1 protein-coding gene is annotated in these 461 nt (G+C 56.8%); it reads right to left on the bottom strand.

The window, feature by feature from the left end:
* Positions 1-461: hydroxyacylglutathione hydrolase C-terminal domain-containing protein (locus tag ACTHUM_RS19500; RefSeq protein ID WP_440403941.1), on the bottom strand; the 461-nt coding region annotated here is incomplete at both ends.

Raw genomic sequence — 461 nt, 5'->3', positions numbered from 1 at the left:
AACTTGGGGCAGGTGTACGCGGAAAAATGGATTGACTTTGCGTTCGTGTGCCAGGCTGACGGGCAGTGTCGGCGTGTGTTCGGCTGCGGCCAAGGCCGTCTGAATGTCGGCATTGTCCGGCTCGATATGCTGGGCAAAGCGCAGATTGGAGGCGGTGTATTCGTGCGCCGGATAAAACAGCGTTTCTTCGGGCAGCTGGTTGAATCGGTGGAAGCTGTCGTAAAGCTGCTCGATTGTGCCGGTAAATACGCGGCCGCAACCAGCGGAGAACAAGGTATCGCCGCAGAAAACGTGCAGGCCGTCTGAATTTTCCAGCAGATAGCTGATGTGGCGGTCGGTATGGCCGGGGGTTGCCCAAACGGTAACCAAGCCTTCGCCAAACGGGAACTGCGTACCTGCGGTGACGGTATGCGTCGCTACGTCGATGTCACTTTCGCCATAGATTGGGGATTCTAAAAAGC

This window comes from Neisseria sp. P0021.S006 (assembly GCF_051956895.1).
This window is presented reverse-complemented; position numbering and strand designations above follow the sequence as displayed.